This window comes from Bacillus sp. ISL-57 (assembly GCF_018613135.1).
Classification (GTDB): domain Bacteria; phylum Bacillota; class Bacilli; order Bacillales; family DSM-1321; genus Peribacillus; species Peribacillus frigoritolerans.
The window spans coordinates 46,791-70,838 of record NZ_JAGGQV010000007.1 but is presented as its reverse complement, the minus strand read 5'-3'; the positions used below and the strand labels follow the sequence as shown (position 1 = coordinate 70,838).

The 24,048-nt window shown below is 31.8% G+C and carries 27 protein-coding genes and 1 pseudogene; 23 read left to right on the top strand and 5 right to left on the bottom strand.

Translation table 11 applies throughout. From position 1 onward, the window contains the following. The first annotated feature begins 4 nt into the window (after nt 1–4). Entirely contained in the window at nt 5–2,137 is a 2,133-nt protein-coding gene (locus tag J7I90_RS11665; RefSeq protein ID WP_251025259.1) for a site-specific integrase, read from the top strand. Next, complete coding sequence (locus tag J7I90_RS11660) at nt 2,109–2,582, top strand: hypothetical protein (RefSeq protein ID WP_214771769.1); 474 nt, start codon at nt 2,109–2,111, stop codon at nt 2,580–2,582. Before J7I90_RS11665 ends, J7I90_RS11660 begins: the two co-directional genes overlap by 29 nt. 280 nt (nt 2,583–2,862) lie before the next feature. On the opposite strand, the gene J7I90_RS11655 is transcribed toward J7I90_RS11660, so the two are convergent. After that, nucleotides 2,863–3,150: a hypothetical protein gene (locus tag J7I90_RS11655; RefSeq protein ID WP_214771767.1), complete on the bottom strand. Its 288-nt coding sequence runs from the start codon at nt 3,148–3,150 to the stop codon at nt 2,863–2,865. Nucleotides 3,151–3,371: 221 nt separating this feature from the next. On the opposite strand from J7I90_RS11655, the gene J7I90_RS11650 reads away from it, so the two are divergent. From J7I90_RS11650 to J7I90_RS11635, 4 genes are all read left to right on the top strand, one after another. After that, the gene (locus tag J7I90_RS11650) at nt 3,372–4,703 is read left to right on the top strand and encodes a hypothetical protein (RefSeq protein WP_214771765.1); all 1,332 of its coding nucleotides are present in this window, start codon (nt 3,372–3,374) and stop codon (nt 4,701–4,703) included. Nucleotides 4,704–4,942: 239 nt separating this feature from the next. Further along, nucleotides 4,943–5,548: a hypothetical protein gene (locus tag J7I90_RS11645; protein WP_214771763.1), complete on the top strand. Its 606-nt coding sequence runs from the start codon at nt 4,943–4,945 to the stop codon at nt 5,546–5,548. After that, a complete protein-coding gene (locus J7I90_RS11640) occupies nt 5,526–5,669 on the top strand; it encodes a hypothetical protein (protein ID WP_214771761.1) in 144 nt (47 codons plus the stop codon). Before J7I90_RS11645 ends, J7I90_RS11640 begins: the two co-directional genes overlap by 23 nt. A gap of 336 nt (nt 5,670–6,005) precedes the next feature. Then, nucleotides 6,006–8,330 (top strand): nSTAND3 domain-containing NTPase, encoded by a 2,325-nt coding sequence (locus J7I90_RS11635; RefSeq protein ID WP_214771759.1) that lies wholly within the window; start codon nt 6,006–6,008, stop codon nt 8,328–8,330. Nucleotides 8,331–8,509: 179 nt separating this feature from the next. Here J7I90_RS11635 and J7I90_RS11630 read toward each other — a convergent pair whose 3' ends face one another. Beyond that, nucleotides 8,510–8,812 (bottom strand): helix-turn-helix domain-containing protein, encoded by a 303-nt coding sequence (locus J7I90_RS11630; RefSeq protein ID WP_214771756.1) that lies wholly within the window; start codon nt 8,810–8,812, stop codon nt 8,510–8,512. A 172-nt stretch (nt 8,813–8,984) separates the two neighbouring features. On the opposite strand from J7I90_RS11630, the gene J7I90_RS11625 reads away from it, so the two are divergent. The 4 genes from J7I90_RS11625 (at nt 8,985) to J7I90_RS11610 (ending at nt 12,763) form a co-directional block, all read left to right on the top strand. After that, nucleotides 8,985–10,658, top strand: coding sequence for a DUF262 domain-containing protein (locus J7I90_RS11625; protein ID WP_214771753.1), 1,674 nt, complete (start codon nt 8,985–8,987; stop codon nt 10,656–10,658). 421 nt (nt 10,659–11,079) lie between these two features. After that, complete coding sequence (locus J7I90_RS11620; RefSeq protein ID WP_214771750.1) at nt 11,080–11,652, top strand: hypothetical protein; 573 nt, start codon at nt 11,080–11,082, stop codon at nt 11,650–11,652. A gap of 290 nt (nt 11,653–11,942) precedes the next feature. After that, on the top strand, nt 11,943–12,173 hold the full coding sequence (locus tag J7I90_RS11615; protein WP_214771746.1) for a hypothetical protein: 231 nt from the start codon (nt 11,943–11,945) through the stop codon (nt 12,171–12,173). A 77-nt stretch (nt 12,174–12,250) separates the two neighbouring features. Next, entirely contained in the window at nt 12,251–12,763 is a 513-nt protein-coding gene (locus tag J7I90_RS11610) for a DNA topology modulation protein (RefSeq protein WP_214771743.1), read from the top strand. A gap of 65 nt (nt 12,764–12,828) precedes the next feature. On the opposite strand, the gene J7I90_RS11605 is transcribed toward J7I90_RS11610, so the two are convergent. After that, entirely contained in the window at nt 12,829–13,329 is a 501-nt protein-coding gene (locus tag J7I90_RS11605) for a hypothetical protein (RefSeq protein WP_214771741.1), read from the bottom strand. Between the two features lie 223 nt (nt 13,330–13,552). Between J7I90_RS11605 and J7I90_RS11600 the strand changes: the two genes are divergently transcribed. The 5 genes from J7I90_RS11600 (at nt 13,553) to J7I90_RS11580 (ending at nt 17,219) form a co-directional block, all read left to right on the top strand. Next, nucleotides 13,553–13,966, top strand: a complete 414-nt coding sequence (locus J7I90_RS11600) for a hypothetical protein (RefSeq protein WP_214771738.1) — start codon at nt 13,553–13,555, stop codon at nt 13,964–13,966. A 320-nt stretch (nt 13,967–14,286) separates the two neighbouring features. Further along, nucleotides 14,287–15,051: a PP2C family serine/threonine-protein phosphatase gene (locus J7I90_RS11595; RefSeq protein WP_311381005.1), complete on the top strand. Its 765-nt coding sequence runs from the start codon at nt 14,287–14,289 to the stop codon at nt 15,049–15,051. A gap of 15 nt (nt 15,052–15,066) precedes the next feature. Beyond that, nucleotides 15,067–15,630, top strand: a complete 564-nt coding sequence (locus J7I90_RS11590) for a histidine phosphatase family protein (protein ID WP_214771735.1) — start codon at nt 15,067–15,069, stop codon at nt 15,628–15,630. 133 nt (nt 15,631–15,763) lie between these two features. Then, nucleotides 15,764–16,213: a hypothetical protein gene (locus J7I90_RS11585; RefSeq protein ID WP_214771733.1), complete on the top strand. Its 450-nt coding sequence runs from the start codon at nt 15,764–15,766 to the stop codon at nt 16,211–16,213. A 148-nt stretch (nt 16,214–16,361) separates the two neighbouring features. Then, nucleotides 16,362–17,219 (top strand): alpha/beta fold hydrolase, encoded by an 858-nt coding sequence (locus J7I90_RS11580; RefSeq protein WP_214771730.1) that lies wholly within the window; start codon nt 16,362–16,364, stop codon nt 17,217–17,219. 103 nt (nt 17,220–17,322) lie between these two features. Here the strand turns inward: J7I90_RS11580 and J7I90_RS11575 are convergent, their stop codons facing one another. Continuing rightward, nucleotides 17,323–17,544: a hypothetical protein gene (locus tag J7I90_RS11575; RefSeq protein WP_214771728.1), complete on the bottom strand. Its 222-nt coding sequence runs from the start codon at nt 17,542–17,544 to the stop codon at nt 17,323–17,325. Nucleotides 17,545–17,821: 277 nt separating this feature from the next. Here J7I90_RS11575 and J7I90_RS11570 point away from each other — a divergent pair, with 277 nt between their 5' ends. After that, nucleotides 17,822–18,325, top strand: coding sequence for a DinB family protein (locus J7I90_RS11570; protein WP_214771725.1), 504 nt, complete (start codon nt 17,822–17,824; stop codon nt 18,323–18,325). 205 nt (nt 18,326–18,530) lie between these two features. On the opposite strand, the gene J7I90_RS11565 is transcribed toward J7I90_RS11570, so the two are convergent. Then, nucleotides 18,531–19,397 carry a PhzF family phenazine biosynthesis protein gene (locus J7I90_RS11565; protein ID WP_214771722.1) on the bottom strand — a complete coding sequence of 289 codons (867 nt, stop codon included), beginning with the start codon at nt 19,395–19,397 and terminating at the stop codon, nt 18,531–18,533. 217 nt (nt 19,398–19,614) lie between these two features. On the opposite strand from J7I90_RS11565, the gene J7I90_RS11560 reads away from it, so the two are divergent. The 7 genes and pseudogenes from J7I90_RS11560 (at nt 19,615) to J7I90_RS11530 (ending at nt 23,929) form a co-directional block, all read left to right on the top strand. Further along, a complete protein-coding gene (locus tag J7I90_RS11560; RefSeq protein WP_214771719.1) occupies nt 19,615–20,157 on the top strand; it encodes a ribonuclease FAU-1 family protein in 543 nt (180 codons plus the stop codon). A 96-nt stretch (nt 20,158–20,253) separates the two neighbouring features. Continuing rightward, a complete protein-coding gene (locus tag J7I90_RS11555) occupies nt 20,254–20,811 on the top strand; it encodes an HAD-IIIA family hydrolase (RefSeq protein ID WP_214771715.1) in 558 nt (185 codons plus the stop codon). Next, complete coding sequence (locus J7I90_RS11550) at nt 20,808–21,470, top strand: YdcF family protein (RefSeq protein ID WP_396020427.1); 663 nt, start codon at nt 20,808–20,810, stop codon at nt 21,468–21,470. Before J7I90_RS11555 ends, J7I90_RS11550 begins: the two co-directional genes overlap by 4 nt. Nucleotides 21,471–21,598: 128 nt before the next feature. Continuing rightward, nucleotides 21,599–22,056, top strand: a pseudogene (locus J7I90_RS11545) (VOC family protein). Between the two features lie 156 nt (nt 22,057–22,212). Next, a complete protein-coding gene (locus tag J7I90_RS11540; RefSeq protein ID WP_251025238.1) occupies nt 22,213–22,647 on the top strand; it encodes an NUDIX hydrolase in 435 nt (144 codons plus the stop codon). 200 nt (nt 22,648–22,847) lie between these two features. Continuing rightward, nucleotides 22,848–23,387 (top strand): GNAT family N-acetyltransferase, encoded by a 540-nt coding sequence (locus J7I90_RS11535; RefSeq protein ID WP_214771709.1) that lies wholly within the window; start codon nt 22,848–22,850, stop codon nt 23,385–23,387. 401 nt (nt 23,388–23,788) lie between these two features. Further along, the gene (locus tag J7I90_RS11530; protein ID WP_202187362.1) at nt 23,789–23,929 is read left to right on the top strand and encodes an aspartyl-phosphate phosphatase Spo0E family protein; all 141 of its coding nucleotides are present in this window, start codon (nt 23,789–23,791) and stop codon (nt 23,927–23,929) included. The last annotated feature ends 119 nt before the right edge of the window (nt 23,930–24,048 follow it).

Genomic DNA, 24,048 nt, shown 5'->3' with positions numbered 1-24,048 from the left:
ACCACTGACCGTATCATCCCCTAAACCACAATCACCTTTTTATGAGAAATTATTGGGTAATGTTGATAAACAACTTCTGCATTTTCGTGATACAAGAGATTCCTTTATTTTGGATAAAATGAATGAAATGTATCTGAAATACTTTATTAATAATGCTGTAGACAAACCTTGGAACGATCATTTATTTCTTCTAATGTTGGTTTATAGAGAAAAAAATTCAGATGTTAGGTATATTTATCGCATCGTCACTACTATTAACCGACGATTGAGCCATTTGTTTGAATACTTTCATTTAACAGAAATGGAAGAATTCGATACGGAAACGCATTTGTACCAATACTTTAAAGAATCTATTTTTAAAGATCATTCAGATAGTATGAGGTCGATATTTTTTAATGACTATAGACGTTGTTCTTATACAACAAATAATTGGATTGCTAGTAAAGTACTTAAAGAACAACAAGAATACTTTCAGCAATTTATTTTTCCAATGCCTTCTTACGCTCCAAAAGAATTCTCTTTTACTAAATCAGCTAAAGATCAAGCTCGAAGAACTCGTAAGAGTGAAACAGACGTTATCGTACCTTTGCTCTCTGAAATTCGAAGTGAAGGGTATTTTCGATTGGGACAAATAGAGCGACTACGGAAATCCTATTTAAAAGCGTGTGAACGAGTAAAATCACAAAATGTAGTGCTGCCATTAGATTTCGCTTACGATGAACCCGAACGTGTCGGTGAACGCTATTATTTTCGTCTGTGGGACAAGCCTTCATTTGTATTAAATCACCAAGACCAATTTAAGACTTCTATAAAAGCAGCAATCAATCGTACAGGAGCTTATTCAGACGAAAACAATCATTACTTCGTGGAGTTTATTAAAGCTGAAAAATTGGATGAAGATGAGGAAGCAGAGGGGCTTTGGTTCATTGAACTTTTTAAAAATGGTGTTGTTGGACAATGGCCTCAAAACACCAGTGATGATGAAATAAAACAAAAACAGAAACTGCTTAATTCGTGGGGCTATGGTGAAGAAAATTCAAATAAAAATACTGTACCTTTTTCCTCTACACATAAAGGAATACTCACACCAAGCACTTTTGTTTCTAGTAATAAAGACAAAGTCGACGGAGTATTGCTCGATGTAGAACCTTTATATGTAGCGGGAACATTCGGTTTATTAGTACTAGATATTTGCACGACCACAGGTGCGAGACTAAATGAATTATTACAAATTAATAACTCGAATGAATGTATCCGTACAGTTAAAGTTGATAACAAATTACGTTTTTCATTTTATGTAGTTCCAAAAGGCCGCGACCAAGTAGAAGCTTTTTATATCAGTGAACAAACAATGAAACTAATTCAACGGGTTGGGCTGATGTTAAGAACTCATTATGGTACTGAAAAAATACCAAGTGTTTTATATCGTGGTAATCGAAAACATCTATTCCCTAAACCTAAACCCTATTTTTTTCAGTATCACAGTAAAGCACTTGGAAACGATGGGATTTCGACAAGTCTTCGTTTTTTATTACACGGACTAGGATTTGATACACAAGAAGGTAAATCTGTTGTAGTAAAGACGCACTTATTACGTCACGCTTTTGCTACCGAAGCTGTTCAACGACAAAAGATACCGGTAGACATTGTAGCAAAGTTCTTACACCAACGCGATTTAAAAATAACCAGCTATTATTCAGAGCCTACACCAAGCCAGGTTTCTCAATCAATGAGTGATTTACACGATATTATATCTGATTATATAGATCTTGATGAAGCTGTATTGCGAGCTCCAGAAGAACTTGAAAAAGAGTTAGAAGAATATAAAGAAAAAGTTGGTGTTTTCAATAATGTTATAGGAGGAACGTGTGTTACAAATCACGTTTGTCCAATTAAAATGGCGTGTTTAGGTTGCCAAGCTAAGATTCCAGACCCTGAAAAGAAACACGAGTTATTAGAAGTCATTGAGTTATCGAGAGATATGGAGAAGCGATATAGTGCAATGGGTTTAACGATTGATGTTAAAAAAGCAAAAGTGATGCGTAAACACGCACGCAATGAATTAAAAGAAATAGAACTAATTGAAAATTATAGGGAGGAACAAAATTATGAGCCAAGCATTCACTTCAATAAATGAAAGTGCCGGGCTAAAAGAAAGTCATCAGAAGCGTCGTAATCGTTCGGTAGAGATAGGGAAACAAGCAATTGATTTATTGATTAAAAAAGGCAGCCCTATTACGTTTACAACAATAGTAGAACAATCAAAAGAAATAGATTCAGAAGGTAAAGGGATTCACCATAACACTATCCGTACAAATGAAGAGTTATATGAATATTACAAGCAACATAGCAAGACTTATAAACAAAAAAACAATAGTAAAAGTAATATATCCAACCGGTCTGTCGCTGTTAAGAATATTGAATTTCATAAAATAAAGCCAAATCGTAATCGGAAAATTTTACAAAGGAACTATATGAAATTATCTAAAAAAGAACTGGTTCAAAGACTAATTCAAGCAGAAGAATATATTGCTGAAAGTAGCACTAAATGGGTTGCAAATCATTTTGACAACTTTAAGTAGGGGATATATGGAAAAGTAAATACATACAAAAAGATCTGCTGCTATGTTATTTAACTATTAGGTTCTGTTAAGAAAAATAAAAAGACCAAATTTTTTTCGGTCTTTTTTTTGATTAAAAATCAACAGTAATATTTAATACAAGGCCAACTATTTAAAATATTGTTTGTATAGGTTCCTTCTAAATCTATGTCAGGCATTACTTTCTTAGCGACTTCTAGTAAGATCTTATTCCTACTCCCATATTTTCCATCATAACATTGTAGATTATAGTTTGTTTCACTTAATAAGGTTTCGAATTGTTCTTTATTAAATTCTTCATATCTGCTCCATTATATGAACCGGTATGGTAATAATGGCTAATCATCAAATCATAAAATTCGTTTACTATTCCTTTTTCTTTTGCTAAATGGTTAAAAAAAGCTACGTCATCTTTTGTTAACCTATGGGTTTGAATATAGGTTTGGTTATAGTAGGCACCAGTGGTTACAACTGAAGACCTGTAATTTTCATTCTCAAATGAGTTCAGTACCTCATCAAAGTATTTTTTGGTCTTATGATGATAAATCATTTCTGCTAGTTCCTGAATTGTATTTTCCTTTCAATCCCTCTACTTCCTTATATTATCTACATCATCATTTTATAAGATTTTCAGCTGCCAGTTTACAGTTACCGGGGAAATGATTTTAGAAGCGATTAATATTAAATAATTGAAGATATTTTTAAAGTTTATTATGGTATTATATTCCTGTGAATTAATAACTATAAATTCAGTAAGGGGTCGGTGCTCGCTTGAAAAGAAAAAAGTCATTACTAACGTTAACAATATTGTTTTTTACAATCTCAATTATTTTGGTTCTTTTGTCTTTTATTATAAATATATGGGATATTAAAATTGAAGGGAATGAAATAATTAAATATTTTTCAATATCAAAGTCTGATATTGGGGATATAGTTACAATTATATTTGGAATTTCAGGTGGAGTTTTGGCCCTTATAGGTTTAATAGCTATTTTTATTTCAATAAATAGTCAACATAAAATTCAAAAATGTAGAGAATTATATTGGGAAATCATAAAATTATCATTTGAAAAAAGTAACCCTATTACTCTATCCAATGAAATGACTAATTTATTATGGCAATACTCGAAAATATCTGCTAATGATGATGAAGATTTTATAAATAAAATTATAAAGGGCTCTCAAAAAACTATTATTTATGTTTTAATTGTTTGGACGTCATTTATACCTTTTGCAATCGTGAATTATTTAGTAATGGGTGCACTTATTATTGTTATTGGATATGTTGGAGGCGTTATGGTATTAATTTTCTTTCATAATATACTGGGACGACTTAACAATTTAACGGATATTGGAATGTTAAAAGAGACTAAAGAAATTCTTGATATAAAAACTAACAACGATTTTCAGAGTTTGCTTCTCCTAGTAGACAATATAAAATTAAAGAGAATGCAACTTGTTCGGGAAAATTTAAAGATTGCGTTAGATTTAAATGTTCCCATACAAGGTTTTAAAACAACATTAACAGGTATTCAATATATAACCTGGGGAAGTGCACACAAAACTTTAGAGAAACAAATTAAACTTAAATGTGAAGATGTTAATCAGTTAAAAACATCAAGTAGGACTATAAGGATGGATATGTTTGGAAATACCGGTATGTTAGATATTAAGCTAGGTATTGATGATTTTAATGAAGAGATAAGTAAGTGGATTCATAATGGTATGTTTTGGGCAAAAGACTCAGATTCGGAAGTATTCCTTGATATTCATTTGATTGATGATAAATGGGGCCGTTATAACGAAGAAGAGCAACCAGGATATGAAATTATTACGACGGAAGATAAATCAGGAATTGAATCGGAAAGTGTTCAAGCAATTGTTCCGCCCGATACATATGCAATAAGGTTATCAACATACATAACTCTAACAGAGAGTAAGGATGATAGACAATATTTAGATATTCTCTGGGAGTTTCCAATAGATCTTTATGTTGAACCAAGAATAGTTGCTGTTAGTGTTGGAGCAAATGGAAGAGTGCTTAGTCAAAACTATTGGGATTATAGTCAAATAAAAGAGGATATTGAAAACATTGAAAAATGAGAAAGAGGGAAAGATGCTAGGTGGTCTGATATCGAGATGAAAGTTTTAGAAGTAAAACAATGGATCGTTAAGATATTTTAACATAGTCTATATTTAAAGAGAGTTGATCCATATCTTAAGCCTCCTTTATTCTAAATTCTACAAAAAAACTTTTATGTTTGTAATAACCCCCCTTTTTTTTTATGGAATGAGTTAAAATAGTATAGTTTAATAGATAAAAATGGGAAAAGAGGAGCCTGATGGATTTTAAGTATGAGTTCTTTAAGGAACAATACGACAAACAACAAGAATTAAAGGAATCGTTAAACAATCGTTTTACCATCATTATGACCATTGTTCCTTTGTTGTTCACTGGTATCTTTTTTTGCTTCAAGAATATTAACGATTTAGAAAAATACCCATTCTGGTACTATGAGCTTATTAACTTCGGTTTTATCTCTCTAATTTTAGATGTCATAATTATTGTTCTTTTAATGCGACATTTTAAGGGAGAAGTATATGAAATTTTCCAACAACCTAGTGAATGGGAACGTGTGTATAAAGAATATGAAACATATGAGAATAATCAGCCGAATCCAGATGTAGAGAACGATTTCAAAGCATTTCTTTGTGAAGAATATTCAAGAATCTCCAATCATAATTGGAATGTAAATGATAAGCGAAGAGAAAGTTTAAATCTAGCTCACAATTTTATCATTGCCTCACTTATTACAACTTTAATATCGGTAGGCTGTTACATCCCAAGTTTCTTCGGCGATGATGCGAATACACAGAAAGTAGAAATAACAAAGACCCCAAAAATTAATTTAAAAGAGGTGCCTGATGTCAAGAGTACAGAAAAATAACGATCAAAACCAACAAACTACACAAAATTCAGAACCAACAAAAAGAAAACCAACAATAGCACCGGTCAAAAGAAAAGATTTTCGACGTTTAACAAAAAGCCCATTTTTCAAAAAAAAATAAAAAATTTTAAAAAGACCTTTAAAGCATTAGGTTATTTTATTGTTCAACTAACGGGTGATGTGCGAATAGATTTGTAAAAACTTCCATATTATCACCTGTTCACTTGGGTATCAAAGGGGATTATATTTTTATATGTAAATAAATCTGTTAGAACCTATTATAGAGGCGACTCGGGGTATTTCAAATACTACCTTGCTACAATGATTAACTTATGCCAAATGGGATTTAATTATTATATGGAACTTAACGGAAAAGCAACGTTTAGAGAAGTTCATTTTAATTGAATCATACATAAAGGTATTTTAAGACGAGGATAAAATAGAAGGAAGTGAGAGAGTGTACGACTATACGAATTTAAGTGCAAATGAATTTGAGATCCTTTGTTCAGATATTTTAAGTAGAGAATTAGGTATAGACTTAAGGCACTTTAGCCCAGGTAGAGACGGCGGAGTTGATTTAACGGAAAGCCCGACAGAAAAAAAAGTTGTTGTACAAGTTAAACATTATAGTAAGAGTACTTTTAGTAGCTTAAAAACTTCATTAGAGAAAGAGCTTGAAAAGTTAAAAGAAATGAAACCGAGACCAAATGAATATTATGTTTGTGTCTCTAAAGATCTAACAGTAGACAATATCAAAGAAATACGACAAATATTTAATGATTATATGGATAGCGATAAATATATATTTACTAAAAATGAATTAGATGAATTTCTTAGCAAGGAAAGTAATCAGGATATCTTGAGGAAAAACTTTAAACTTTGGTTAGTAGCAGATAAAGTATTAACGCAAGTTATCAATAGGGATGTATTCATTGATGGTGAGGTACTTTTAGATAATTTAGAGAAAGATTTCAAATACTTCGTACAAACAAAGCTTTTCAATAGTTGTATAGAAATACTTGAGAAAAGTAGGAAGATTTTGATTAGTGGCGATCCTGGTGTTGGAAAATCAGTAACTTCTAAAATGCTTACATTTTATTTCGTAAAGCAAGGATATCAAATAAGGTATACAACTAATGGTGAAATAAGCGATTTAAAAAGAAGCTTACAAGATAACAGAGAACTAAAAGAAGTCATTTTATTAGATGATTGTTTTGGACAATACTATTTAAAATTAAAACAATGGCAGGATTCAGAACTAATTAGTCTTATGAACTATATTAATTTATGTGAGAATAAGATACTTATTTTGAATAGTAGGGTAACGGTTTTAAATGAAGCACAAGTGGTATCTAGAAAACTAAGAGAATATCTTGAAGACGATAAAGTGAAAATTAAAACTATCAATATGAATGCTATAACTCCAACTGAAAAAGCTAAAATTTTCTATAATCATTTATTAAAAAATGAAATCCCAAACGATTATTATGCCTCGGTAAGAAAAAATAAAAATTATATAACAATCGTAAAACATCCTAACTATAATCCTAGGATTATTGAATATGTTACGCATCAAAGACGGTATTCAAAAGTTGAAGCAGAGAAGTATTATAATTTTATTATAGAGACTTTGAAGAACCCTCAGGAAGTTTGGGAAGAGGAATTTAGTCAGGGATTAGGTGTCGGAGATAGAGTTTGGATGCATACTTTATTTTCTCTAACAGATACATTAGTAAGTATAGACTTACTAGAAGAATGTTTTATAAATAGACTTCAAATGGAAGGTAATATTGATAATACAACCAATAAATTTGAAGAATGTAAAAAAAGGTTAACTTCATCATTAGTTAAGGTAGTAGATGATGGAAAAGGAATGGTTACGGGAGTATTGAATCCATCTATAAATGATTATATGAAGCATTCTATTCTTTCGAATCAATTAGAAGTAAATAATATTATTAAAGCATCTGTTTATATTGAGCAAATAGAAAAGGTTTTAGGAAATGCCTTTGAAAAAGAAGTAAACTTAATGTTAGAGCGAGGTACTATCTTAGAAAAGAAAAGCATAAATGATAAAATTCCTGTTTATATAATTTTTGCTTTAATAAATAACAGAATACGGAATTTAGATTATAGGAAATATATAAGTGAAGGATTATTAAAAATTAATAATTTACAAGATTTCTTTGGTACAAAGCTTAGTAAGGCGGGAATTATTTCGAAGTTACTTAAGGATACCGAGATATTTGATTTTTATAATATAAAAGAACTTTTAGAAGACTATTCTTTTAGAAGAAACTTTATTACAAACTTAAATTTAAAAAATGTAACTGCAATATTGGAAATACTAGATTCAAAAGAATACACTGAAGAACCTATTTTTGAAGATTTAATTGATTCATACAGAAGTATGATAGAAAACCACGTATATGATTTAGATTTGCTAGATTATATAGAAGCAGAGGATTGTAAAGATGTTGCAATTGCATATTATAATGGTACCAATGAAGAGTATGAGGAAGCTTTAGAAGTACTTAAAAACCAGATAACAGAACTGCTAATAGAAGAAATAATGTCTTTAATATTTGGTCCTAATAATGATGAAATTAAAGAATATACGTTTGAGTTTATAATAGATAGATTAAATGACGAAATGGAAGACGTAGTGAAATGGTATATAGAGCCTGAACCAGATGACGATTATCCAGACCCTAGAGAAGATAATTTTGAAGATGATTATACATTAGATACATTAGATATTATACTGGATAGAGATATTTAGTAATGTAAACAGGAAATTAAAAATGGTTAATCTCCCCTATAAATCTGATATTTATGAATGAGATGAGAATAAACCATCTATATATTATTAACAAAGCAAAAAGCATAAATAACCAACAAAAAGAGACTATACGATAGTCTCTTTTTGTTGGTCTAAACAATATAAATAACGCGTTAACACTAATTTAAAAATGATTGAATCATTTCAGTAACTTTTTTCCTTTGCTGAGGAGTTAATTTTTTTGCTGTATTAACCAGGTTCACTAAATCGGTAGGCAAATCTTCACTGATATCAAATAAATCGATAAGAGAAGTTCCTAATGCTTCAGTAATTTTCAGAAGAGTATCAACAGATGGAGACTGAACATTTCGTTCAATTTTACTAATGTTTGACTGACTTATTCCTGACAGATGTTCAAGTTGGGTGGTAGATATACCATTTTCTAATCTTAAAGCCCGTAATTTTTCACCCAAATTCATCATTATCAAACCTCATTTTTCCTTTTTATATTCTTTATTAAATTGTATTTAGTGGAGATATCATAGCAAAAAAGTGATTGAAAAAAGCGTATTATTCCAAATAGAATAATTTATGTTTAAAAATATTCTAATATGAATATAATGGTCATTAGAAAGTGATCGTGGAGGTGAGAAAATGTCAATAGATACAAAAAGACTCAGTATTGGAAAGTTATTAGGGAGTGTTAATGAAGTCTTTAGAATACCTTTATATCAAAGGCCCTACAATTGGGGTAAAGATCAATGGAATGATCTATGGGAGGATTTAATCAGACTAGAAGGTGACAAAACACATTTTCTGGGTTTTATCATTACCATAAGCCAAGAACGGCAAAAAGGTTTTGGCTATTTTGAGGTTGTAGACGGACAACAACGAATTACAACAATTTTAATACTTTTAACTGCAATTCGTGATTTAGCAGAAAAAATTGATAAGGATCGTGCGGCCTACATAAATAATTACTTTTTAAAAAGTTCTACAATAGATGAAATTGAAGCAAAGCTAATATTAGGAAGGAAGGATAACAAATTATTCAAAAAATTAGTTGAAAAAAGTATTAATAAGGAAGAAATGAAAAATGAAAAAATTATTCAAGCACATAATTTCTTTATAGAAAAGTTGCAAGACAGTAAACTGCAATGGCAGCACATTTATACGAAGTTATTGGGGTCATTGGATCTTGTATTAATGGTTACTGACTCATATTATGACGCGTTTAGGCTTTTTGAAACTCTAAATAACCGTGGATTATCCCTTTCGTCCGTTGATTTGATTAAGAATTATTTACTAAGTAAATTTTCAGCCAACGAATCAATGTTGGAAGAATGCATTGAAATATGGGATAGTATTATTGAAAATATTGAGGATATTGAGTCGGTCCGACACGATAAGGTTCGTTTCTTTAGACATTATTTGTTCTCTATTGAATATGGTGTAGTCCCAATACCTAAACTGTATTCGAAATATCAAAAGTTGATTGATTCAACTGATAATTTATTGAGTTTAGTTGAGGATATATGGTTAAAATCTGAAATGTATTTAAAGCTGTATAATGGAATATTAGGCATAAAGGAGGTTGATGATCTGCTAAATACTATAGTTCGTATAGAAGCTACTACGAGCTATCCACTTCTAATTAAATGCCTATCCGGGAACCTTAATAAGGAACAAATGATATCGATTTTGAAGTCTATCGAAGTTTTTACGTTGCGAAGAAGTATATGTAATATTTCAACGCGAGACATAGATAGAATTTATAATCATTTGGCTTTTGAATCGTTTAATAAAGAAAGGCCAGTTTCTTATATTGTTGATTATCTAAAGAGGAGAACCCCATCGGATACTGAATTTTACTTAAATTTCCAGAATCGAGATTTTACAAGGTCTGCACAAACGAAATATATTTTAGAAATGATAGAAAATGCTATAACAAACAACACAAGAGAAAAAACGATAAGTGGCCGGAGTGACGTTCATATCGAACATATTATGCCAAGAGAATTAGTAAGGAAAAGTAATAAAGTCATTGAAAATACGTGGCAAAAAGAACTCGGGTCAAGAGCTTCTGAATATTCGATGTTTGTTAATAGAATTGGGAACCTTACGCTGCTTGGAAGTGAATTAAATATTACTGCTTCTAATTATCCCTTTCTTGAAAAGAAAAAAAAATATGAGCAATCAATAATTATGTTAACCAAAGAAATCTGCCAAGAAGACAAGTGGACCTTTGAAGAAATAAATATTAGGAGTGTTTACCTTGCGGGTATAGCTAAGAAGATATGGAATTTCAATAATCTTGTTTTGGAGTAAGAGGGGGTTAGAATCTTCTAGATCAAAACAACCGGTATAAAATCTAGCAAAAAACAAACAAGACTTCATTTCTAAAGCTAAAATTAAATAAAGAAAAAACTGAAATAACTGTCACGTTGTCAAATGAACCCGTTACATATATAGAAGCAGAAATGGAGCCGCAAGAATTTAATCCCGATTATGAGTGGGAAATAAGAAACCACAGTATAACGAATTTAAAAAGACACCTCCTGAACCGTAGGAGGTGTTTTTTAGAGGCGTTAATCGGGAAAGGTAGCAATTAGTGAAACAATTGAAAAAGTTATAATATTTCGGATTCGGACATACAAGATAATCTTAAAAAATTCCTCCAACCTTAGCATTTATTGGTTTTGAAATGTTACCCTTGAAAAAGATGGGTTACTTCGAAAGGAGATTGATTATGTCCGATTTTGAGGAATATTTGAAAAAGAAATTAGAAGAGGATAAAGATAAAATTGAGCAGCTATCTTACTCAACCGATCAGCTGAGGGAAATTTATCAAAAAGAGTACGAATACAATAAGAATTCACCTGCACTAGAGTTGAGACTAGAAGGACAAGAAATAGAAAGTGAACTTGTAGAATATTACTTACCCGAAAAATGGGAAATGCCGAGGCAAGGTACACTTCTTTATGACGATGAAAAACTACTTAATGCTTTGAAATTAATTATCTTCAACATAGGTGTAAAAAGAACTCTAGATGTAATTCCACAGGATTTAATTAAACAGTATCAAAACGGTCTTAATAAAATGAAAGTATTTGTTATATACACAACAGACAACGGATTCTTTGAGGTATTAGGCATAATAACAAGAAGATCTTTAGAAAATGCAAGAGCCGCAGCAAGATTAACACACTCAACCAATTTCCACGGTAACCGGCAAAAATATGATATCCTTGGACCATTTGATGATGAAATCCAAGCTGACAAATATATTGAAGCAATAAGGTGGGGGGATAATGATAGTTGAAAGAAAATCAGGCATTACAAGCTAACCAGTACAAGAATAAAAGAATGGAGCTAGCATCCAGGCAGTCAATTTTATTTCAATAATGGGGCAGGGTAGATGGGGTAATAAAGTAAACTGGCATAAATCTGGCCTTTTAATAATGGCTATATAGAAAGGATTATTTTATCGCTAAATTTGGATAGTCACAATTTACACATTTACTTTTCTTTTTGTTATGGCAACTATTTAACCTGCGAATTTACTGTCGTTTAATCTCGGATTTGAAACCAAAATTCATCCTGGAGGAAACAATGATAACAAAGTTTGAAACCCGGTATTTTTACATTATTTGCCCTTATGGTGATAATTTTATTAAGTGGAACACAGTAAAAGGAGTTCTTAGCGAAGATATAAATGATGATTACAACGTAATTTCCGATTTAATGGCTATGGACGTTAGAGAAAAATTCGGGGAAGAATATGACGTTTGGGGCATTACCAAAGTGGAATTTGAACAAAGGATTAAGCCTGAAATGAAATAAAGTTCCTTAATAAACTAACGGGACAGGATTGCTTAAGAAGAATTATTACCCTTTTTGTGGAATAGGGGAGATATCTGATGAAAAAAATTGTAATTATTGGTTCGGGGGGTTCTGGAAAATCCACTTTGGCAAAGCAGTTAGGCGAAAGGTCAAAAAGAAATGTTTATCATCTTGATGCATTACTCTGGAAACCTAATTGGATAGGTGTTCCAAGAGAGGAACAAAGAAAAGTTCAAAAGGAATTAGTTAAAGAAGAAGAATGGATTATTGATGGGAACTATGGAGGGACAATGGAGATAAGACTTAATGCAGCCGATACAATAATCTTTCTTGATATTCCGAGAACAATTTGCGTCTATCGTGCATTTAAAAGAATGCTTCAATATCGAAATAAAACAAGACCAGATATGGGAGAAGGTTGCGAAGAGAGGTTTTCCTTTGAGTTTTTTAAATGGATATGGGAGTATCCCAAGACGAAAAGACCTAAAATTTTAGAGAGACTTGATCAGTTGTCTAAAGAAAAGGAAGTTATTATCTTAAAATCACAAAAAGAAGTTCAATATTTTTTGGAAAAAGTACAATATCTATAACTTCTTGTTTAGCTAACGGGGGTGCTTAGTTAACAAAAAGACCGATTATATCGGTCTTTGTTTTATTATTCAGCAGTGAATGTAAATGTTTCTTTTAATGGTCTGCCTTCGCTACCTTTTTGAGTCCAAATGATTTCCACTTCCAATTCCGTTGCATTTTCAGCCAAAAGGAAATTGCTAAATTTATAAGGATACCCATCATTCAATTGTTTTGCTAAAGAAATCGTCTGTTCATTAGTATCTATTTCTCTACAAGGATGTTCAGGAGGACAACCAAAAAGTGCAAACTTCGTTGTAGAATTAGGTTCATTTCTAAACATATGAATTTCCGCAGACAATACATCCTTACCAATGTTATCAACCTTTAAAGAGTAAGTATGAAATTTTCCCTTTTCGGGCTTTGCTACTCCCTTATCTTGTTCAGCTTCGCCCACTTGAACTGACCATTGTTTCGATGTTTGTTTGGTTGGCAATTCACCAAAGGTTAAAGCTTTTGCATCTAGAGTTGGTACGACTATGTTCAAAAGAAATAATGTACATATAGCAAGTATCGTTTTCTTTACCATAACTACCTCCTTGTTTTAGTTACAGTTACCTTGCCCATTATTGAATGGAATATGTATTGAACTAACCGGTGCTTTAGCTAAAGGTCGGAGCTGTCTTTAAGGTAGCTTTTTCAAGGAGTGCAGCCATAGGAGGTTCTTATGCAACTAACGGGGCAGGTTAGTTGAACGAAAATTCCTTAAATATTTGGTATTTTGGTAAAATTAAGTTGTGGGAGGGGTTGAAATGGATAAAGAACTTGAAGACATAATTGTTAAATCTTTTTTTAATAAAAGAATCCAACAAAGAGTTTTGTTCGAACTTTTATCGGCAAAAAAACGAATGGATGCAATAGGTAGATTAAATCATAATTACTTAACTACACTCAGGGAGGAATTTATGATTGAGGTACCAAAGCCTAATTCTGACCCAGAAGAAATAGAAAATCTATTGAAAAAACAAGGTGCTGGTAATGATTGTTACGCAATGTCTTGGAAAGATTCTATCGATGGAAAGCATATGTCTTTAACTTCGGCTTTAGAGGTGTCAGTCGGTGAAGGATTTCCCTCAATAATTTCGTGTATCCCTGGAAAACTCGCCTACTTTGAAGCAGAACAGTCAGATGGTCCTCCACCAAGGTTTATTCTGAAAAGGAAATAATCCTTAATGAACTAACAGGTGCGTTAGCTGAAGATCGGAGCTGTCTTTAAGGCAGCTCTTTTCTTATGGAACTATCGGGGCAGGTTAGTTCATTAAGAGAGTCATTATCTAATCAAAAAGTATTCATTTGGATATTTATTAACAATAGGTAGATTAATAAACAAATTAAGTTATATTTATTTTATAATTTTATCTATATCTTGGAAAAGGGGATAGTTATTGTGGAAGGTTGTTTTTGTAATAACTACACTGAAGATACACAAACTTCAGGGACTTATAAGGGTGAAGAATTTAGTTGGGTTGGAAGTCAGGAAGATTTTATTGATAATCCAGATATTCAAAGGCTTAACCAAATTATAGTTGGACGATATGGAGGAAACTCGGAAGCAGGTCAAAATAAGAACGAAGATGGGTGCTTAATCTGGTCAAATAAAAATGAGGACTGGGAATTCGTAATTATATTAGATGCACACTATACTGCCGAGAGTGCTGAGATAGTAATTGAACTTTTTAAACAGAATAAAACGGATATAGAAAACCTATTATCCTTTCCTACTACAAATCATCAAATGTTTAAAAACCTAGAAGAGAAGGTATTAAACCTTTTTCAAAGTGATAAATTTCTTTCTATTTGTCGTAAAGTAAAAGGTGAAACCTCCTGTTTAATCGTAGTACGAAAACATAAGTATCTTTGGTGGTTTTCGGTAGGAGACTGTATTCTTTATTTATTTCATCAAGATTTAGTTGCACTTGGACAATATCAACTCAATCAAAGACAATTCTATGAATGGGTAGGACAGGTCAACACATTTGATAACAAAGTGCCTTGTTATACCAGTGGGACAAGAGAGCTAAGAAAAGGGTTAAATCATATTTTTTTGACTACTGATGGTTTAATAGAATGTTCAAATGCCCCTTTTATTAATCCAAGTGAAATATTTAAGGTGTTTGCTAATTGTCAAAACGACGAAGGTATTAAATTATTGCTGCAAGAAATTCAAGAAAACAATGTTAGGGATAGCACTACCATAGTTACCTGGGAAGTTTATATATCAGAAGAAGCAAGTAAACCAAGCGACCAATAGAGGTGGGAGGGGCTTATGTTAAAGAAGATTTTCATTGTCAGACATTGCGAAGCACAGGGGCAACCTTCGGAATCTCCATTAACAGAAAAAGGTTTAAAACAAGCGAAATACTTAGTTGATTTCTTCAATAATGCAAAAATTGACCGAATAATATCGAGTCCTTTTTTGCGTGCTATTCAATCAGTAGAACCATTAAGTGAGAAAACAAAAATTAAAATAGAGATTGATGAACGCCTCTCAGAACGCACCCTAAGCAAAACGGACTTACCTGATTGGTATGGAAAATTAAAAGCAACATTTAATGATATGGAATTAAAATTTGAAGGTGGAGAGTCAAGTCAAGAAGCAATGAACCGAATTGTAAATGTTGTAGAAGAAGCCATTGAAAGTGGTACTGAAAACACAGTAATCGTCAGTCACGGAAATATAATATCCTTACTTTTAAAGAATTATAATAGTGACTTCGATTTCGAATGTTGGAAAAACCTTAGTAATCCTGACATTTTTCAAATAAGCTTTATTAATAATGAACTGATCTTGGAACGTATATGGGATGAAGATAATGTAATAAAAATGTAATAAATTACATTATTTTATAGAACTAACCGGTGCGTTAGCCGGAAATCCGAGCTATCTTTAAGGCAGTTTTTTTCTTTATACAACTAACGGGGCAGAATAGATATAATGCGATTCTAAAAAAGGAAGGTTAAATATGCTTTTTCACATTATCGTTGGGTTTATTTTTCCTTGGCTTTTAGGTGCTTATTTGGTTAGAAATCAGACAAAGCTATTTATAATTTTTTATCCAATTGGTGTAGCAATAAGTATTTTATTAAATGAAATTGGTTTTAACTACTTTTGGAAGATGGATATAGTATTTCAAGAATCATCTTTAACTGGAATTCCGTATGATTTAGGTCTTTATCCTGTACTTGGTTGTTTATTTATTTGCGTTATACATTATAAAATAATGCCTATTCTTATTACATTTTTAATTTTTACTTTAGTGACAACTTTTGGAGAGTACATACTAGTGTATCTAGATAAAATAGTATATAGAAATGAGTGGAATATCATTTGGACTGGAGTTAGTTATTTATTGGCTTATTCAATTTTTTATGTTTATTACAAATTAGTTCGTAGGTTTATTTTATTAAATTAATGGGTGCTTTTCATTTCTAGGAGCTGATCAGCAGCTCCTTTTCTTATGGAACTAAAGGGGCAGTATAGTTCAACAGTAACTTGGAAGGATTTTCTCTAAAAAAGTTGAATTTACAATAATATACATTTTTGTTTTTAGGGGGACCGTTATGTGGGAGAGAATGTTTATAAGTACATCTCGTGGAAAGTTTGAGATCTTTACCCAAGGAAAAGGAGAACCAGTGTGTATTACCCATTTATATAGTGAGTTTAATGAATTAGGTTATTATTTCGCCGACACCTTTGTAGATCAATTAAAAGTTTATCTAATAAACTTAAAAGAAGCAGGAAACTCTTGCAAAGCCGGTATAGAAGAGGAATTAAGTATGAAAGAAACCTCTAAGGATTTAGAGGCTATTAGAGAAGCTTTAAATTATAATAAATGGTGCTTTGCAGGGCATTCAACTGGAGGAATGCTTGGTTTAATTTATGCAACATTGTTTCCTAAATCTCTGACAAAACTATTAGTTGGAGGAGCAACTGCTACTAAAAAATATATGGAACACGAAGGCAGTATTTATAGTCCTCGTAGTCCACTAAATAAAAAACTGAAAAAGATCTTTGCTGTATTAAAATCTCCTGACTCTACCACTGAAGAGCGAAGGGATGCTAACAGAGAATGGACTAATATGTCTTTATATAACAAAGAAAGATGGGATGAATATTTTAAAAAACCGAGTAGTGGGAAAGTTGTACAAAAAAGGCTAGATTATTATTCCTTTAATGACCTGCCAAACTACGACATTCAAACTGAACTGTATCAGGTTACTATCCCGACCATTGTTTATTGTGGAAGACACGATGCACAATGTCCTCTTGTTTTTTCTGAAGAAATAAGTGCAGGTTTAAAAAATTCCAAACTTTATATTTTTGAAAAAAGTAATCACGTTCCGTATTTAGAAGAGAAAGAAAAATTCCTTCAGATGGTTTCAGATTACAGAGGACTGACAACGAAAACCTATTCTTAATGAACTAACGGATGCGTTAGCTCAAAATCAGTGCAGTTCAAAATGGGTTCTTTTATAACAAGTTTTCAACATTATCGTAACAGCCAAAGATAAAAGCCCACCATCACTTGCAGGCTTTAAAGTTGCTTTCTATTTTCATAATCCTTTGTTCCAGACGATCAATCTCTTTAGGTAAGGTCGCTAAAAGGTGATAATATAATTCGGCATTCCAAGGGATAGCAGGATAAATGGTACTCATTGAATCAATGCCATTATCTTTAAGCATTGCATATCGCTGACGGGTCTCGATTAACGATTTTGTTAAATTATTTAAAAGAGTTGCCATTAGTATTCCCCCAAATAAATAACTGTCTAACTAACCAACTCTATACCCTCTTTATTTATATACAAAACATTTTTAAGGTAAAAAATTTATTCAACTAATGGGTGCGTTAGCTGAAGATCGGAGCTGTCTTTAAGGCAGCTTTTTCTTTATGCAACTAACGGGGCAGTTTAGTGAAAGAACAATCAATTTTTAGTACCAACTACTAATAGCAAGTGTTAAAATTAAAGTAGGATGACTTTTATATTAAACAATGCTACGAATTTTAAGGAGAGATAAAATGAATCTTTTTGATTTATTGCTAGAATCAACCAATCAGTTAGTCGAGGAAGTTAAAGCATTGAATTATGAACAATTAAATGCCAAACCTGCTCTGGATAAGTGGAGTATCTCTCAAATTTGCCATCATTTATATTTGTCAGAAAGTTTGTTTTCTAAGTCTATAGAAAATGGGTTAAAGGATAAAGACTATGAGAGTGTCGCCCATAAACCTATACAGTTGGTTTCTGATAGAACCAAAAAATTTGAATCACCTGAAATTGCTAAACCAACTGAAGAGCCTTTTGATGTTGAAAATATGTTGAATTTATTAACGAAATCAAGGCAAAATTTATTAAATGTTCTTCGTGCAATCGATGATAAGTCTATTCTATCTAAAAAAGCAGCGAAACATCCTGCATTTAGTGAATTATCTTTAGAACAATGGATTGAATTACTGTACATACACGAGCAAAGGCATATTGAACAAATAAAAGATATAAAGTTAGTTAAATCTTATAGATGATAGGTATTTGTGAAGAATTGTACTTAAACTAACGGGTGCGTTAGCTGAAGATCGGAGCTGTCTTTAAGGCAGCTTTTTCTTTATGCAACTAATGGGGCAGAAATCTTTAATAAATAGTGAGTGCTTTTTATTGAAGGGAATCGCAAGTTTATTAATAAAATTATAAAATATTAATCTAAAAAAAGCCCGAATTTGGACTTTCTTGTTAATACCATTCTCCTTTTGCGATTAAAAATACTTTACCACCTACAAGGATTTGAATGGAATTTTGGGAATTTTCAGCTTGTATATTTAAAATAGATGGTCTTCCCATTTGGAATCCTTGTTCAACTCTGTACGCTATATTTTTACTTTCAAAAAAGTTATGTGCGATAAGGTATCCAGCAAGATTTCCGTTTGCACTTCCAGTCGCAGGATCTTCAGGGAATCCTGTGTCATCTAAAAATACTCTTACGTTTAAATCATTTTCTTTTAGTTTGGTTTCAGGAGAAAAGACAAGGATATTTGCTTTTATAACGTTATCAATGAAATTTTGATAATTATTATGATTGATCTTGCAACGATTTACAGCATCCAATGAACAAAGAGGAACAATTACTGCTGGTAATCCAGTTGATACAATTTGAATTGGAAAACGGGAATCAATATCTTCATTTGGTATCTGTAATATTTCGGTGAAAATATCTTGATCAGGAATAATCGTTCCTAATTCGGGTGGGTTTTGCTTCATTATTAATTGTTCACCTTCAATATTTACAGGTATTTGTCCTACTTTAAGGTTAAGAGTTATTTGTTTACTTTCATTGTTTTTTAAAACTTTCTGAATGATAAATGCGGTTCCTAATGTTGGATGACCAGCAAAAGGAACCTCAACATCAGGAGTAAATATTCGAACATCGTATCCTCCGTTGTCTTGTTTGCCAGATAAAATAAATGTTGTTTCATTAAAGTTAATCTCTCTTGCAATCTTTTGCATTTCTTCAGTAGATATTGTTCTCGAGGGAATAAGTACAGCTAATTGGTTACCTTGATATTTTTCTTCTGCGAATACATCAACAATATAAAAATCCATAAATATTACAACTCCTAATTTTAAATTTTAGAATATTATATCATTTCTTATTCAACTAGCGGGTGCGTTAGCTGAAGATCGAGCCGTCTTTAAGGCAGCTTTTTCTTATGGAACTATCGGGGCAGGATAGTTCATTAAGAAACCACCCATTTTATGACAATTTATGTAAATTAGAATGTTATAATTAGGTATAAAATTTTCAGTTTGGGGGATGAAGATGCTAAAGAGAAAATATGGAAACCGTTCAGAATGGAAACGAGTCTTGGATAGAAAATATGCACAAGCGTTTCTTGATACTAAAGAATTTAAGGGCTATATAACTTTATTACATACAATTAAAGTTACTGAACCATTATCCGTTCGGTATGAGGAAAAAAATATATGTATTGTTGATGATGGTTATATGTGGCTTCAACAATTTCCCATAGAAAAAAAGCATTCAGTAACAACAATGTTTGATAATAATGGGGGTATAGTGCAATGGTATATTGATGTTTGCCTTGGTAATGGATTAGAAAATGATATTCCCTTTTTCGATGATTTATATTTAGATATTATTTTGTTACCTTCTGGAGAAGTAATTCAAAAAGATGCTGATGAGCTTGAAGAGGCTTTTTTAAATGGAATTATTGATAAATCTCTTTATGATTCAGCTTGGGATGAAGTAAACATCCTTACTAATTTAATAAATAATAAAAGCTTTGAATTGCTTGAGTTATCCCATTATCATAAGGAATTCTTAGTCAAGGAATTAAAATAACTCCGCCTTTTCTTGTGCAAAAAATTATTGAAAAAATTAATAGAGGAATTAATACTTACTACCTTGAAATAAGTCTCTAATAAGAAGGAGATTAAAATGGCCAAAAATATTCAAGCAGTTTTTGTTGACAGAGACGGTACGATCGGTGGAAGTGACAGTGTTGTATATCCAGGTGAATTTACACTTTTTCCATTTGCTTCAGAATCTATCAAACTTTTGAAAAATGACAATAAGATGGTTTTGTCATTTACCAATCAACCTGGTATTTCAAAAGGAGAAGCTAAAAGAGAAGAGTTTGAAAAGGAATTAATTGAATTTGGTTTTGATAAAGTTTATATGTGTCCTCACCAACATCACGAAGACTGTAATTGCAGAAAACCATCAACAGGAATGCTATTACAGGCTGCTAAGGAATATAGTTTGGATTTAGAACATTGTGTAGTAATTGGAGATAGATGGACAGATATAATGGCTGCGAATGAAGTTGGTTGTATAAAGATTATCGTTCAGACGGGTGCAGGAAAGGAATCTATTCAAAAATATAATAACAAAGAATATTATGGAGTTTGGGCAAAAGTAGAACCTGATTACATCGCAGAAAACCTACTAGATGCAGTTCATTGGTTACTGAAGTGGCGAGGTGAAAAATGTTGAAAAAAATATCTCAGTTAGAACCTGATAAACTTACCGACTTACAAATGACAGAACTCCTTTATAAAAATTTAGAAGACGATGATGAAAGTGGTGATGTAATATTTGTTCCAGGTAGTAATAAGGCTGTGGAGTATCGCTTGCCGAAAGCTATACAACTTTATAATGAAGGAAGAGCAAAGAAGATATTATTTTCAGGTGGAGTTATCTGGGAAGGCACCAAATTATCAGAAGCACATTTATTAAAAGAAAAGGCTATTGAAAAAGGAGTTCCCGAAGAGGACATTTTAGTAGAGGATATATCACTTCATACGAAAGAAAATGTACTCGCTTCATTGTTAATCTTGGATAGGGAATTTAATTTGCATAATATTAAGCGTGTAATTATTGTTACTACTATTTATCATATGCGTAGATTTTATTTAACACTTAAAACATATATGCCAGATTGGATTGAATATTCTCTTTGTACAGTTAATGATAAAACGACCAAAGTAGATAACTGGTTTATGTATCCTTACGGAAGAAAACGAGTAGAAATGGAATCAAGAAAATTAATAAATTATGTAATTCAAGGGATTATTGTTGATGGTAATGTTGAAATATCTAACGAACATTCACAAAGAAGTTCAGACATAGAGAATGTGAAGAATTGTACTTAAACTAACAGGTGCGTTAGCTGAAGCTCGGAGCTGTCTTTAAGACAGCTTTTTCTTATGGAACTAACGGGGCAGATTAGTTGATTAAGAAATGAAAGTAAAAGAGACTTATAATAAAAGGAGCTATATCAATGATAAAAGGTTTATACGAAGCACATTTACCAGTAAGTAATTTAAATCGTTCAATTGAATTCTATGAAGGACTTGGTTTGCAATTTGATCACAAGGTTGAAGACAGATTGGCTTTTCTATGGATTGAAAAAGATAAAAGTTGGTTGGGGTTATGGGAAACAGATAAAGTAGAAGTTGAGTATCATCCTTCAATAAGCATATTGCATTTCAAGTAACATTAGAAGACTTAAAAAAATCAGTTGTTTGGCTAAAAAGTAAAGGTTATAAGCCAAGAGAGGCTTTTGGCTTTGATCCTATTGAGCCTTTTGTAATGCCTCACGAAGAATATGCACACGCTAAAATTCATTTTAATGACCTAGACGGAAACAGTTTAGAATTAATTTGTAAACTAGAAAACCCGAAAAAAATTAAGCAACGTATGTATTTAAGTGAATGGGAACAAATAAATGAAATATAATTTGTATCTGAAATAATATGTGCTAAATACTTCAACTAACGGGTGTGTTAGCTGAAGATCGGAGCTGTCTTTAAGGCAGCTTTTTCTTTATGCAACTAAAGGGTCAGGTTAGTTCAACAAGAAAAGTGGTAATATAAGTTACTGAGAAGGTGAAAAATGTTGGAAATTTTTGGAGAAAAAATTGATGGTCTTGATTATCAAATAAGAAAAGGCGTTTATGCAATAGTTTTCAATTCTAAAAAGGATAAAATTTTAACTGTCAAAAATTCCAGAGGACATTATTTTTTACCTGGTGGTGGAATTGAAAATAATGAAGGTTATCAAGAATGCCTGGAAAGAGAAATGCTAGAAGAAACGGGTTATAAAGTGTCGATAGGTTCTTTTATAGGAAATGCAAAGAGATATTTTCAATCCACTAAAAATGAACCATTAATAAATGACGGATATTTTTACTGGGCAGAATTGTTAGATAAAATACAAGAACCAATTGAAGATGACCACTTTATAAAATGGATAGATATTGAAAGTGTTCGAGAACTCTTTGTCCACGAACATCATTGTTGGGCGGTAAATAAGGGTTTAAAAGGATAAGGTTAAAAGCACTCCTTGTTGAACTAACGGGTGCGTTAGCTAAAGAACGGAGCTGTCTTTAAGGCAGCTTTTTCTTATGGAACTAACGGGGCAGTTAGTTGAAGAAGCGTAGTGTAGACGAACTGTGCAAAAACAAATACTCTTTGCTGTTGATAGATAGTATATAATGAAATATATTCCATTAAGGAAGGGGATTAATTGTGTTTTCCAGTGAGATGGTCTATTTAAAAGAACTTAATTTATCAGATGCTGAAAATTTACTACAATTGCTAGTGGAAAATAAGGATTTCTTTGAGCCATTCTCAATAAAACGTCCATCTAACTACTATTCTTTAGAAAAGCAAAAGGAATTAATAATAACTTGGGAACAAAAATCAAAAGAAAATATTAAATACCAGTTTGGGATTTTTCTAAAAAAGAATGATGCACTAATAGGAACTATCAGCCTTTTTGAAATTATTCGTGGTCCCCTTCAAAGTGCAACGATAGGTTATTACTTAGATCAAAAAAATAATGGTAATGGTTACACTACAGAAGCTGTTAAATTGGTTGTAGATTATGCTTTTAGAACTCTTAATTTACATAGGATTGAGGCTGGTGTTATGCCACATAACATAGGTTCAATACGTGTTTTAGAAAAGGCTGGTTTTCATAAAGAAGGAATTGCAAAACAAAATATAAAAATAAATGATCGTTGGGAGGATCATCAGGTATTAGCCATAATAAATTCCAACGATTAATTTTCATTGTCTGCCCGTCTTTCAATTTGATTTTCAACCACTCAAATGCAGAATGAGTGGTTTTTTCATTTAATGTACAATTGATGTAAAATTCTACAATCGGTCTTCTTCAACTAACGGGTGCTCTACTTCATTATCAGGAGCTGATCAGCATCTCCTTCTCTTATGCAACTATAGGGGCAGGTTAGTTCATTAAGCGTAGTGTATTCGTACTGTACGGTAATCATCTTCTTATTTAGGTCAAGTTGTTAGATGGTTTTTTTGTTAATATTTGTTATATTTTTAATTCTTTTCTCATTGTTAATTCTTGTATATAATGTTGCTTATTAAGAATATTTTTGGATGGTTATTACAAATTAACAAGAGAAAGGTTATGAATATTAGTGTTATCACTTAACGAAATGAAAAGTAAGATTGATTACTTGAGAACTCATTTAATTGAAATTGGTATGTTACAAGGCCTTTCGCACCCCGAAACCATTAAATCTAGTCAAGAGTTAGATAAGTTGTTGTACAAATTTCAAAGGAACATATCAAAATAATCCTATATTCCGGAAATCTCTTTGTCTACGCTCTTCTTTCATAGTTTGTGTTCACCGTTTATTCGTACTGTGAAATTACCTTTCGTACAGTAATATATTGTCGTTATTGGGATAGTGTT